This is a genomic window from Streptomyces sp. NBC_00572 (assembly GCF_026341815.1).
Taxonomy (GTDB): domain Bacteria; phylum Actinomycetota; class Actinomycetes; order Streptomycetales; family Streptomycetaceae; genus Streptomyces.
Map to the genome: position 1 here is coordinate 2,436,080 of NZ_JAPENX010000001.1, position 13,023 is coordinate 2,449,102.

A 13,023-nucleotide genomic window follows, 5' to 3' on the forward strand; every position below is an offset into this window, starting at 1 on the left:
TCAGGCACCGATCCGCCTCCTCGAAGCCCGGGTCAGGCCCGCTGCCGCCGTGAGGGCAGGAACACGCCCGCCACCACCGTGACCACCACCGCGCCGGCGATCAGTCCCGCCTGCTCGGGCGGCAGGTACGGCAGTCCGCCCGTGAGCGACCAGGCGAAGGAGGTCAGCGGCAGCGCGGCCACCACGACCCCGATGACCAGGCCCGCGACGGTCAGGAAGCCCGCCTCCAGGCCGAGCATCCGGCGCAGCTGACCGGCCGAGGCGCCCACCTGGCCGAGCAGGAGGAGTTCGCCGCGCCGTCCCGCGCCGATCAGGGTGAGGGTGCTGAGGACGGACAGGAGGGTGAGCCCGCCGATCGCGGAGACGATCGCGGCCGAGACGATCCCGTTCAGCTCGGCCCCGGGAGGCATCACCTGTTCGGGCACGACGGGGGAAGCGGGCTCGCCCTTCGCCGTGGACGCCAGTACGCGCGCGGGGTACGGATCGCTCATGTGCGGGGCCAGTTCGGCCTTCGGCAGGAGGAACTCGCCGAGGGCGAGCGAGCGTTCGTACACCGCCACCACCCGCAGCCGCTTCCGGACTCCGTCGCCCAGACGCAACTCGACCGACGAACCGACCTTCACGTCCAGGGACTTGGCCATGTCCGCGCCGACCGCGACCGTCCCGGTCCCGAGCCCCGTCAGGTCGCCGGCGATGACACCTGGGTCGAGCGTGCCCGCGAGGCCCGCCGCGTCCACGCCGAGCACCGGAAGCCGGTCGAGGCGCGCCGCACCGGCCTCGGTGCGGGCCAGGACGACCGTGGAACGCAGCACGTCCGTGGCCGCGTCGACTCCCGGCCGCTTCCGCACCTGCTCCGCCGTCGTGCCGGAGAGCGCGAGGTCGGCGGTCGTCGCGGCCCGCGCCTGCCGGTCGGCGGCCCGGCCCATCGTCGTGCCGGCCGAGAGCTGCACGAGCGCGAAGGCCGTGACGAGGACGACCGGCACGAGCGCCGCCCCGAGGCGCCGGGAGTGGGCGCTCGCACCGGCGGCCGTGAGCCGTCCGGGCGCGCCGCCGAGCCGGCGGAACGGCCGGTCCAGGACCTTCATCGCGGCCCCCGCGATCCACGGCCCGAGCACCGCGCACCCGGCGACCAGCGTCACCGTGGCCGCCCCGGCGGCGGCGGCCGCCGCGGCACCGCCCTGGACCGTGGCCGTACCGGCCGACGCCACGCCCAGCAGGAGCAGCACGAGCCCGATGACGCGCCGCACGGCGCCCTTCCCCGCGCGCTTGGGGCGCCGGGCGGCGAAGAGGACGACGAGCCGGGTGATCCCCACCACGACCGCGGCGACGACGAGGGTGGCGGCGAACAGCCACGGCGGGGAGGGAAGTTCGAGGCCTTGCGGTACGACTCCGGTACGGGCCCGCAGCGCCGACCACAGTCCTAGGAACACCGGTACGGCCGCGGCCGCGCCGAGCAGCGCCGCGAGACCCGCCACCCGGGTCACCTCTCGGCCGGCGGCCGCCCGCACCTGACGGGGTGTCGCACCGACCGAGAGCAACAGGTCCCGCTCGGCGGCACGCTGTCGGAGCGCCTGCCCGACGAGCGAGGCGAGCACGAGGACGGCGATGAGCACGACGGTCCCGGAGACGGCGGCGAGGAGCTGGAGGAGCTCCATGCGCGCGGGAGGAGCGGCGAGGTACTCGGCCCCGCCCCGGCCGTCACCGGTGAGCGCCCGAAGCGGCTGCCCCGAGGCCGTGTCCTTGAGTTCGGCCCGGTCCAGGGCGGCCCGTACGCGCGCGTGGAGGGTGTCCACGGGCACGCCGGGTTCGGCGAGCACTCCGACGGCGTCGACGGAACCCGGATGCCCGGCGAGCTTCCGCGCCTCGCCCGCCGTGACGTACAGCATTGCGGGCCCCTCGGCGAGGCCGACGACCTTCCGCCCGGCGACGGTGTCCCCGACCCGCGCCCCGGCACCGGAGCCGATGACGGCCTCTCCGGCCCCGCGCGGCTCGCGTCCGTCGGTCAGCCGGTACGGGGCCAGCCGAGCCGCGTCCCAGGACCGCCCGGTGTACACCCGCCGGTCCGGGGAACCGCCCGCCCCGGGCTCCCGTACGACGAAGGTGTGGTCCGGCACCGCGGCCCGGACCCCCGGCACCGACCGGACGACGTCGACGGTCGCACTCGGGATCCGTACCCGTTCGGTCAGACCGGCCGTCTGTGTCTGCGTCTCGCTCCCCCACGGCTTCGTCGTCCAGCGGACCTCCTGGTCACCGGCGACGACGACGGGCGCGGCCGCGTACCGCTCCACGCGCGCGTGGCCGAGCCCGGCCGATCCTGCGGCGAGGGCCAGGGCGCCGAGCAGCGCGGAGGTGACGGCGACGGCGGCGAACACGGCCGCCCACGCCTTCCGGTGCGCCCGCAGGGAGCGGGCGGCGAGCAGCCGGACCGCCGGGTTCGCGAGCGGCTTCATCGGGCCACCGCCATGGGGCGGAACGGGTGGTCGGCGTGCGCGCCCAGCATCTCCCGTACCCCGGGCTCGTCCGGACGGTCGAGGCGTCCGACGAGCCGGCCCCGGTCGAGGAACACGGCCTCGTCCGTCCAGGCGGCCGCCACCGGGTCGTGGGTGACGAGGACGACGGTGGTCCCCCGCTCGTCGACCGCGCGCCGCAGCAGGGCGAGGACCCCGGCCGCCGTGACCGGGTCGAGCGCGGCGGTCGGCTCGTCGGCGAAGACGACCTCGGGTTCGTTGACCAGGGCGCGGGCGATGGCCACCCGCTGGCGCTGGCCGCCGGACAGGCTCTCCGGCCTGTCCCCGGCACGGTCGGCGAGCCCGACGGCCGCGAGACCGGCGAGGGCGCGGGCGTCGAGTTCCCGGCCCTCACGGGCTCCGGCGAGAAGGAGCGGCAGAGTGACGTTCTCCCGCACGTCGAGGGCGGAGACGAGGTTCAGCGACTGGAAGACGAAGCCGATCCGGTCCCGCCGGAGCCGGGTGAGACCGGCCGCCTTCAGCGTGGCGAGGTCGGTGCCCCCGATCCGTACCGTCCCGGTCGTCGGCCGTTCGAGTCCCGCCGCGCACCGCAGCAGGGTGGACTTGCCGGAACCCGACCGGCCCATCACGGCCACGAACCGGCCGCGCGGCACGGCCAGAGTCACCCCGTCGAGCGCGGGGGCCCCGCGCCCGTAGGTCCGGCCCACCCCGTCGAGGGCGAGCGCGGCCTCCGTGGTGCGGGCGCCACGGCTGTCCGTCACTGCAGTCGTCGTCATACCGACAACGTTAGAAAAGTACAGGTCAGAGCGGTATGGGGCTGGCTTCCCGTGAGGGGGTGGAGCTAGCTCCACCCCCTCACGGGAAGGAAGCGGGTCAGCGGCGGCGCCGGGGGCCCTCGTCCTCGTCGTCGTGCGGGCCGAACAGCTCGTCCGCGAGCGTCGGCAGATCGTCCAGCGGGGTCTCCTCGGCCCAGTCGGAGCGGCGGCGGGGCCGGCCGTTCTCGTCGAGCTGGGGCAGCTCGCGGGTCCGGTCGTTCCCGCCGTCCGGCTGCTGCGGGGCGGGCCGGGCGTCACGGAAGATGCCCTGCGGCACCCGGTCGGCCGGGTCGGACGCCGGGGTGTCCCGTACGGGAGGCAGCACGGCGGTCGACTCGGCGGCGTTTTCAGGAGCCTTCCTGGTGCCCTTCACGGCGGGCAGGACGGCGGTCTCGTCGGCGCCCCGCGTCTCGCTGATCCGGGGCAGGACCGACGTCTCGGTCTCGTCCTGCTTCGCGATCTTCACGATCGGCGTGGCGACGGTGATCTCGTCGGGCGAAACGGTCGGCGCGTCCGGCTCCGGGTCCTGCCGCGCGGCAGACGTCCGCGGGTCGGTCCGCGGGTCCGGCGCCACGACCGGGTCCGGCTTCACGATCGGGGTCGGCCGGGTGATCTCGTTCGCCGAGAGTTCGACCGCCGCGGCCTTCTCCCGAGCCGCCTTCGCCTCGGTCGCGGCCTTGGCCTCGGCAGCCTTCCGCTCGGCAGCCGCCCGCTCCCGGGCGGCCTTCGCCGCCTCGGCCCGCTGAGCGGCGGCCAGCTCCGCGGCGGCGCGCTCGGCCGCGGCCCGCTCCGCCGCGGCCTTGGCGGCAGCGGCGGCAGCGATCTGCTCGGCCGCGGCCTTCGCCGCGGTCTCCTCCGCCGCCTTGGCGGCAGCGGCGGCCTCGGCCATCCGGCGGGCCTCCTCGGCGCGGAGCAGCGCCTCCTCCGCCTTGCGCTGCTTCTCCAGGCGGCGCTCCTCCGCCTCGGCCCGCAGCCGGGCCTCTTCCTCGGCCTCCTTGCGGAGCCGTTCCGCCTCTTCCAGACGGGCCTTCTCCTCTGCCGCGAGGCGCCTGCGCTCCTCCTCGGCGGCGGCTTCGGCGGCGATCCGGGCCTCCTCGGCCTTGCGCCGGGCCTCCTCCGCCTGCCGTTCGGCCTCCAGGCGGCGCGCCTCTTCCTCCTCGCGCCGCTTGCGCTCCTCCTCCTCGGCGCGGAGCTTGGCGAGCTGCTCCTGGCGCTCACGCTCCAGGCGCTCCTCCTCGGCCTTGCGGGCGGCTTCCTCCTCCGCCTTCCTGCGCGCCTCTTCCTCGGCCTTGCGGCGGGCCTCCTCGACGGCCTTCACCTCGGCCTCGGAGAGCGGCAGCATCCGGTCGAGCCGGTGGCGTACGACGGTGGTGACGGCCTCGGGCTCCTGCCCGGCGTCGACGACGAGGTAGCGGCTGGGGTCGGCGGCGGCGAGGGCGAGGAATCCGGCCCGTACGCGCGCGTGGAACTCCGGCGGCTCGGACTCCAGGCGGTCGGGCGCCTCGGTGAACCGTTCCCTCGCGGTCTCCGGGGAGACGTCGAGGACGACGGTCAGGTGCGGGACGAGACCGTCGGTCGCCCAGCGCGAGATGCGGGAGATCTCGGTCGGGGACAGGTCACGGCCGGCGCCCTGGTAGGCCACGGACGAGTCGATGTACCGGTCGGAGAGGACGATCGCGCCCCGCTCCAGGGCGGGCCGGACCAGGGAGTCGACGTGCTCGGCGCGGTCGGCCGCGTACAGCAGGGCCTCGGCGCGGTTGGAGAGCCCCGCCGACGACACGTCGAGGAGGATCGAGCGCAGGCGCTTGCCGATGGGGGTGGCGCCGGGTTCGCGGGTGACGACGACCTCGTGGCCCTTGGCCCGGATCCACTCGGCGAGCGCCTGGACCTGGGTGGACTTGCCGGCGCCGTCGCCGCCCTCCAGGGCGATGAAGAAGCCGGTCGGGGAGGGCGACTGCACCGGGTCGGAGCCGCGCAGCGCGTCGCGCAGGTCGCGGCGGAGCGGGACGCCCGCCCGGTCGTCGGTCTTCGCGAGGACGAGCGCGGCGACCGGCAGCAGCAGGGCGCCGATCAGGGCGAGCGTGAAGGCGGCGCCGCCGTGGTCGAAGACGAAGTCGCCGGAGGCGAGGCGGTGCGGTCCGATCGCGGCGGCGAGCAGCGGCGCGGCGAGCGCGCCGACGGCCATGCCGACGCGGGCGGTGGCCTGGAGGTGCTCGGTGGTCCGGGCCCTGCGGGGCTCCTCGGTCTCCTGGTCGACCAGGGTGTGGCCGGTGTTGGCGGCGACTCCGGCCGCGTATCCGGCGAGGACGGAGAGGAACAGCACGGTCGCCGTGTCCGGGACCAGGCCCATCGCGATCAGCGCGACCCCGGTGACGGCGGTCACGAGGGCGAGCAGCCGGCGCCGGGACAGCACGGGCAGCACCTTGCTCGCGGTGCGGATGCCGACGGCGGTGGCACCGCTGAGCGCCAGGATCAGGAGCGCGTACGTGACGGGGCCACCGCCCAGGTCGTACGCGTGGAGCACGGCGACGGACGCGGCCGCGGCGATGGCCCCGGCGACGGTGGCGCAGGTCAGGACGAGGAGCTGGAGGGCTCCCGTACGGCCCTTCTCGGCGGCCGGCCGGCGCAGGCCCTCCAGCGGCGAGCGGGGCCGGGGCGTCTCGCCGCCGGGCAGCGTCATCGCGTAGAGGACGGTGACGGAGGCGGCGAAGAGTCCGGCGGCGACGTACGAGCCGAGGGCGGCCTGGTGCAGCGTGAACCAGTCGATTCCGGCGCCGAGCAGGTTGCCGACCAGGGTGGCGACGAGCAGCACGGCTGCCGCGGCGGGCACGGCGAGGAAGCCGGTGCGCTGGGAGAGCCGCCGCAGTGCGCCGAGGTGGTCGGGCAGCGGCCGTACGGCCCCGCCCTCGATCGGCGGGGCGGGCAGCAGCGCGGGCGCCGCGCCCTCGCGGCTGATCGTCCAGAGCCGCTCGGCCGCGCCGGTGACGAAGACGGTGCCGAGCAGGTACCAGAGGGCGCTGCCGGGGGTCCAGTCGATCCACAGGGGCGCGATGACGAGCAGCACGATCCGGACGCCGTCGGCGCCGATCATGGTCCAGCGCCGGTCGAGTGCGCCGCCCGGGCCGGTGAGCGCGGTCAGCGGTCCGAGGAGGACGGCCCCGAAGAGGACCGAGGCGAACAGCCGGGCGCCGACGACGGCGGCCACGGCGAGCGCGGCACCCCGTTCGCCCCCTCCGAGCGCGCCCTCGGTGACGGCGGCCTGGAGGCCGAGGAGGACGAGGACGAGCAGGGCGAGGGCGTCACCGGTGCTGCCGACGAGCTGGGCGCTCCACAACCTGCGCAGCGGCTGGTGGCGCAAGAGGGCGCGTACGGCACGCTCGCTGGAATCCGCGACGAGTGCGGCGTCGGAATCGCCGAGGCGGTCTGGCTGCTCTGCTCGCGTCATCCGTCCACCCTATCCGGACGGCATTGCTCCCCGCGGCCTCCGCCCGAACATCCGGACGAGCCTGTGACAGGACGAACGGAAGAACGAAAGGTGGGGGCGGAGGCACCTGCCTCCACCCCCACCTTTCTCGCTCTCGGAAGGACTACTCCGGCTTCGCGGCCGCCGTCTTCTTCGCGGCGGTCGTCTTCTTGGCCGTCGTCGTCTTCTTCGTGGCCGTCTTCTTGGCAGCGGTCGTGGTCTTCTTCGCCGCGGCCTTCGTGGCCGTCTTCTTCGCGGTGGTCGCCTTCTTGGCCGGGGCCTTCTTGGCGGCCTTCTTCGCCGGCGCCTTGGCCCGCTTCTCCGCGAGGAGCTCGTAACCGCGCTCCGGCGTGATGTCCTCCACGCTGTCGCCGGTCCGCAGGGTGGCGTTGGTCTCGCCGTCCGTCACGTACGGGCCGAAGCGGCCGTCCTTGACGACCACGGGCTTCTCGCTGACCGGGTCGGTGCCCAGCTCCTTCAGCGGCGGCTTGGCCGCGGCCCGGCCCCGCTGCTTGGGCTGGGCGTAGATCGCGAGCGCCTCTTCGAGGGTGATCGTGAAGAGCTGCTCCTCCTCGGTGAGCGACCGCGAGTCCGTGCCCTTCTTCAGGTACGGGCCGTAGCGGCCGTTCTGCGCGGTGATCTCGACGCCCTCGGCGTCCGCGCCGACGACCCTGGGCAGGGACATCAGCCGGAGCGCGTCCTCCAGGGTGACGGTGTCGAGGGTCATCGACTTGAAGAGGGAGGCCGTGCGCGGCTTCACCGCGTTCTTGCCGGTCTTCGGGGTGCCCTCGGGCAGGATCTCCGTGACGTACGGGCCGTAGCGGCCGTCCTTCGCGACGATCTGGTTGCCGCTGACCGGGTCGGCGCCCAGCTCGAAGTCGCCGCTCGGCTTGGCGAGCAGCTCCTCGGCGAGCTCGACGGTCAGCTCGTCGGGCGCGAGCTCCTCGGGGACGTCGGCGCGCTGGTGGCCCTCGGCCTCCTTCTCGCCGCGCTCGACGTACGGGCCGTAGCGGCCGACGCGGAGCACGATGTCGTTGCCGACGGGGAAGGAGGAGATCTCGCGGGCGTCGATCGCACCGAGGTCGGTGACGAGCTCCTTCAGGCCGCCGAGGTGGTCGCCGTCGCCGTTGCCGGCGTCCGCGGCGCCGCCGGAGGCGGCCGTACCGCCCTCGGTCTCACCGAAGTAGAAACGCTTCAGCCACGGCACGGACTTGGCCTCGCCGCGGGCGATGCGGTCGAGGTCGTCCTCCATGCGGGCGGTGAAGTCGTAGTCGACGAGGCGCCCGAAGTGCGTCTCCAGGAGGTTGACGACGGCGAAGCTCAGGAAGGACGGCACGAGGGCCGTGCCCTTCTTGAAGACGTAGCCGCGGTCGAGGATCGTGCCGATGATCGACGCGTACGTCGACGGGCGGCCGATCTCGCGCTCTTCCAGCTCCTTGACCAGCGAGGCCTCGGTGTAGCGGGCCGGCGGCTTGGTCGCGTGGCCGTCGACGGTGATCTCGTCGGCGGTCAGCGCGTCGCCCTCGGCGACCTGCGGCAGGCGCCGCTCGCGGTCGTCGAGCTCCGCGTTCGGGTCGTCGGCGCCTTCGACGTACGCCTTCATGAAGCCGTGGAAGGTGATCGTCTTGCCGGACGCGCTGAACTCGGCGTCGCGGCCGTCGGCGGCCCGGCCGCCGATCTTCACGGTGACCGAGTTTCCGGTCGCGTCCTTCATCTGGGAGGCGACGGTCCGCTTCCAGATCAGCTCGTACAGCCGGAACTGGTCGCCGGTCAGACCGGTCTCCGCGGGAGTGCGGAAACGATCACCCGAAGGACGGATCGCCTCGTGCGCCTCCTGCGCGTTCTTGACCTTGCCCGCGTAGACGCGCGGCTTCTCCGGCAGGTAGTCGGCGCCGTACAGCTGCGTGACCTGCGCCCGCGCCGCCGAGACGGCGGTGTCGGAGAGGATCGTGGAGTCCGTACGCATGTAGGTGATGAAGCCGTTCTCGTACAGCTTCTGGGCCACCTGCATGGTCGCCTTCGCACCGAAGCCCAGCTTGCGGCTCGCCTCCTGCTGGAGGGTGGTGGTGCGGAAGGGGGCGTACGGGGAGCGGCGGTACGGCTTCGACTCGACCGAGCGCACCGCGAACGCGGTGTCGGCGAGCGCGGCGGCCAGAGCCCGCGCGTTCGTCTCGTCCAGGTGGAGGACGCTGTCGCTCTTCAGCCGGCCGTCGGCGCCGAAGTCGCGACCCTGTGCGACCCGCTTTCCGTCGACCGCGGCAAGGCGGGCGACCAGCTGCGACGGGTCGGAGGCGTCACCGGAACGGCCGGTGGCGAAGGTGCCGGTGAGGTCCCAGTACTCGGCGGAACGGAAGGCGATGCGCTCGCGCTCCCGCTCGACGACGAGGCGGGTGGCCACCGACTGGACGCGGCCCGCCGACAGCTTCGGCATGACCTTCTTCCACAGGACCGGCGAGACCTCGTAGCCGTACAGCCGGTCGAGGATGCGGCGGGTCTCCTGGGCGTCGACCATGCGCTGGTTCAGCTCGCGCGGGTTGGCGACGGCCTCGCGGATCGCGTCCTTGGTGATCTCGTGGAAGACCATCCGGTGGACCGGGACCTTGGGCTTCAGGACTTCCTGGAGGTGCCACGCGATGGCCTCGCCCTCGCGGTCCTCATCGGTGGCGAGGAAGAGCTCGTCGGATTCGGCGAGGAGCTCCTTGAGCTTCCTGACCTGCGCCTTCTTGTCGGCGTTGACGACATAGATGGGCTGGAAGTCATGCTCGACGTCGACTCCGAGGCGACGCACCTCACCGGTGTACTTCTCGGGCACCTCGGCGGCGCCGCTGGGGAGGTCTCGGATGTGCCCGACGCTCGCCTCGACGACGTAGCCGGGGCCGAGGTAGCCCTTGATCGTCTTCGCCTTGGCAGGCGACTCGACGATGACGAGTCGGCGGCCGCCGTGTGCGGCTTCGCTGGTCGGGGACAACTTCGCTCTTCTCTCCGGATCGACACTCTCTGGGCACGTACGGCGCTGGCACGCACGGCAGCGGCACGGACGGTGACGCTCCCGTCGCTGCGGAGTGTGACGGTACAACCCGCCCCCGTGTCAAACGGCGAAAGCCCGCAACGGCCACTCGAACGGTAACCCGAGTCCTGGCATTCCTGCCGCCCGGACTCCCGGTCGGGCGGGGCGGGCCGTCTGCGCGAGGGGTGCCGGAGAGAGTGCGCAGGGGGTGCCGGAGAGGTCTCAGAGCCTGCCGAAGCACCAGACGCCGAGGAGGAGGAAGCCGGCGCCGAAGAGGCTCGTCAGCGCGACCGCGGCGCGCGGGGCGACCCCGTACGCGACGGGCTCACGGTGCAGTGTCCGCACGGTGGTCCACAGCAGCAGCGCGCCTCCGAACAGCGTGAACGCCGCCCCCGCGAAGATCGCCGGCCCGCTCTCCATGCCCGTACCCCGTTCCGTCCACATGCGGTGTTGGTCTCCCGCAGGCGAGGCTGGCACCTCCGGGCGTCATGGGTGCGAATTCCGGGTGAACGACGCGGAGCGTCTCGTACGGTTTCACGAAGATGGCCGGTAGTGACCCACTCCTCACCTCGCTTTTTCTTCCGTCACATCGTGTCGAGGGTGGCCCGGCGCCGGCTGCCCCGCTCGAAGAGACCGAGCAGGACTACGGCGAGCAGCCCCCATCCGGCGCCGACGGCCAGCTCGGCCCCGAGCAGCGCTCCGTCGAGACCGCCCCCGGCGGTCAGCCCGCGCGCCGCGGCCGCCGCGTGCGTGAGCGGCAGCAGGTCACCGGCGACCCGCATCCACTCCGGCAGCGTCTCCCGGGGGACGGCCGCGCCGGTCAGCAGGAGCAGTACGGAACTGGCCACGTTCGACACCAGGAACACGTCACGGAAGCGGAGCCCCAGCGCGCCGAGCGCGAGCCCGAACGCCGAGCAGGCGCCGGCCGCGACGAGCAGCACCAGGCCGAGACCGGGCAGCGCCCCGGCGGGCACGGACAGCCCCAGGACGAGCGAGGCGACGGTGAGCACGAAGGCGCTGACGAACAACCCGTTGAGCACGTACGGGAGGGCTCGCCCGATCCACAGCGGGACCCGGTGCCGGGGCGAGAGCAGGACGGCGCCGAGCGTGCCGTACCGGCGCTCGTTGGCGACCGCCATCGTGCCGCCGTACACGCAGGAGGCGGAAGCTGCGAGGACGGCGTTTCCGACGAGGTGGAAACGGTCGTCGGCGACCCCCAGTTCCCTGCCCAGATAGACGAAGAAGAACACCTGGAGAAGCGGCCCGACCAGCAGCGTTCCGATGAACATCGGCGGGGTCGTCCAGTTGAACAGCGCCCGGTAGGAAATCGCCCCGCCGACGACGACGAGCCGCGCGGTACCGAGAAAACGGAACATCACTGATGGCCTTTCAGGTCGGATCAGGTCAGGGCGAGGGTGGCGGCGGCGCGCGCCCGGCGCTCCACCCGCCCGAGGACGAGGACGGCGGCCAGGGCGTACCCGGCCCCGAGCGCGGCGGCGACGAGCAGCGGCGTGAGCACGTCCCCGCCGGAGGTCGCCGCGTGCACGGCCCGCGCGCCCCAGGTCGTGGGCAGCGCCCAGGAGACCGGGTGGGTCCAGGCGGGCAGCACGGTGACGGGCACGAGCAGCCCGGACAGCAACCAGACGGGGGTGTCGAGCGGGTTGGCGAGCGCGTTGGCGTTGCGCAGCAGGACGAAGGTGGCGGCGAGCAGGAGCCCGGTCATGCCGAGCGCGAGGACGCACACCGGGACGGCGACCAGGAAGAGCAGCGGGTGCGCGAAGTCGAGCGGCACGTCGAAGAGCAGGACGCCCCACAGGACGGTCGCGCCCATCGCGTACGTGCCGATGACGGCGGTCGCGAGGGTGATCGGGAGCAGAACCAGCGCGAGCGGCGTCGGCGCGACGACCAGGGTCTCCAGGGTGCCGAGCCAGCGCTGGTTCTGCACCGCGCCGCCGGAGCCGAAGAGCACCGAGCCCCAGATGCCCATGAGTCCGGCCCCGACGGAGGCGGTGAGCAGCCTGTCGGGGTCCCCGGCGGCGCGGAACAGGTAGACGGCGAGGGTCGCGTAGACGAGGGGGACCAGGACGGCGAAGGTGATCTCGATCGGGGAGCGCGACATGTACGAGACGTGGGTCCGCACCCCGACGCCGACCAGTCGCGGGACGCGCCTCAGGAGGGCGCTGTCGGCGCTCATACCGGCATCGTCTCCGAGGGAGCGCCGCCCTCGGCCTGGAGCACGTCGTCCGGCGCGGCGCTTCCCGCCGTCTCCTCCACGATCGCGATGTAGGCGTCCTCCAGGGACGGTTCGCGGCTCGTGACCCGCCCGATCCGTATGCCGTCGAGCGCGGCCAGGACCGGTCCGTGCAGCTCGGCGGCCCCCCGTCCGGTCTGCACGGTCACGGTCTGCAGCGCGCCCCGGTCCTCGGCGGACACGCCCCGCACGCCCGGCACCCGCCGCAGCCGGTCCAGCCGCTCCTCGTCGACTCCGTACGCCTCGATCTCCAGCACGTCCCGTTCCTTGACGAGGGACTTGAGGCTGTCGGGGGTGCCGAGGGCCCGGATCCGGCCGCCCGCGATGACGGCGATCCGGTCGCAGAGCTCGTCCGCCTCGGCCATGTAGTGGGTGGTGAGCAGGACGGTCGTCCCGGCGGCGGCCAGGTCGGCGACCGTGCGGCGCAGGTCGCGGGCGGCGACGGGGTCGACGCCGATGGACGGCTCGTCGAGGAAGAGGACGTCGGGGCGGTGGAGCAGACCGCGGGCGATGTGGAGGCGCTGCCGCATGCCGCGCGAGTAGCCCTCGACGCGCTCCTTCTCCCGGCCCAGGAGGCCGACCAGATCGAGGAGTTCGGCGATGCGCCGCTTCTGCTCGCGGGCGGGGACGCCGTACAGCTCGGCGAAGTAGCGGAGGTTGTCGAGCGCGGAGAGCCGGTCGTACAGGCCCCGGTCGCCGCCGAAGACGTACCCGATCCGGCGGCGTACGGCGACGGGGTCGCGGGCCACGTCGTGGCCGAACACCCGGGCCGTGCCGGAGGTCGGCAGGAGCAGGGTGTTGAGCATCTTGATGGTGGTGGTCTTCCCGGCGCCGTTCGGCCCGAGGAGGCCGAACAGTTCACCCGGCGCCACCTCGAAGGTGACCCCCCGCACGGCCTCGGTCTCGGTCCGCCGGGACTTCGGCCACCCGGTCCTGCTGGTGTAGGTGCGGCGCAGCGCGTCCGCCTCGATTGCGAGCATGCGCCGGACGGTAGGAGCCGACGCGGGGGCCGGGCCATC

The 13,023-nt window shown here is 73.8% G+C and carries 8 protein-coding genes; all 8 read right to left on the reverse strand.

Annotation, left to right across the window (positions count from 1 at the left end; all coding sequences use genetic code 11):
* Positions 1-32: 32 nt before the first annotated feature.
* The gene (locus tag OG514_RS11060) at positions 33-2,450 is read right to left on the reverse strand and encodes an FtsX-like permease family protein (protein WP_266893391.1); all 2,418 of its coding nucleotides are present in this window, start codon (positions 2,448-2,450) and stop codon (positions 33-35) included.
* The gene (locus OG514_RS11065; protein WP_266893393.1) at positions 2,447-3,244 is read right to left on the reverse strand and encodes an ABC transporter ATP-binding protein; all 798 of its coding nucleotides are present in this window, start codon (positions 3,242-3,244) and stop codon (positions 2,447-2,449) included. Before OG514_RS11065 ends, OG514_RS11060 begins: the two co-directional genes overlap by 4 nt.
* A gap of 97 nt (positions 3,245-3,341) precedes the next feature.
* Complete coding sequence (gene tmk, locus OG514_RS11070) at positions 3,342-6,728, reverse strand: dTMP kinase (RefSeq protein WP_266893395.1); 3,387 nt, start codon at positions 6,726-6,728, stop codon at positions 3,342-3,344.
* A gap of 142 nt (positions 6,729-6,870) precedes the next feature.
* Positions 6,871-9,714: a type I DNA topoisomerase gene (gene topA / locus OG514_RS11075; protein ID WP_266893397.1), complete on the reverse strand. Its 2,844-nt coding sequence runs from the start codon at positions 9,712-9,714 to the stop codon at positions 6,871-6,873.
* A 261-nt stretch (positions 9,715-9,975) separates the two neighbouring features.
* On the reverse strand, positions 9,976-10,173 hold the full coding sequence (locus OG514_RS11080; protein WP_266900820.1) for a hypothetical protein: 198 nt from the start codon (positions 10,171-10,173) through the stop codon (positions 9,976-9,978).
* Between the two features lie 164 nt (positions 10,174-10,337).
* Complete coding sequence (locus OG514_RS11085; RefSeq protein WP_266893399.1) at positions 10,338-11,129, reverse strand: ABC transporter permease; 792 nt, start codon at positions 11,127-11,129, stop codon at positions 10,338-10,340.
* Positions 11,130-11,152: 23 nt separating this feature from the next.
* Complete coding sequence (locus OG514_RS11090; RefSeq protein ID WP_266893401.1) at positions 11,153-11,947, reverse strand: ABC transporter permease; 795 nt, start codon at positions 11,945-11,947, stop codon at positions 11,153-11,155.
* Positions 11,944-12,984, reverse strand: a complete 1,041-nt coding sequence (locus tag OG514_RS11095; protein ID WP_266893403.1) for an ABC transporter ATP-binding protein — start codon at positions 12,982-12,984, stop codon at positions 11,944-11,946. Before OG514_RS11095 ends, OG514_RS11090 begins: the two co-directional genes overlap by 4 nt.
* Positions 12,985-13,023: the final 39 nt, after the last annotated feature.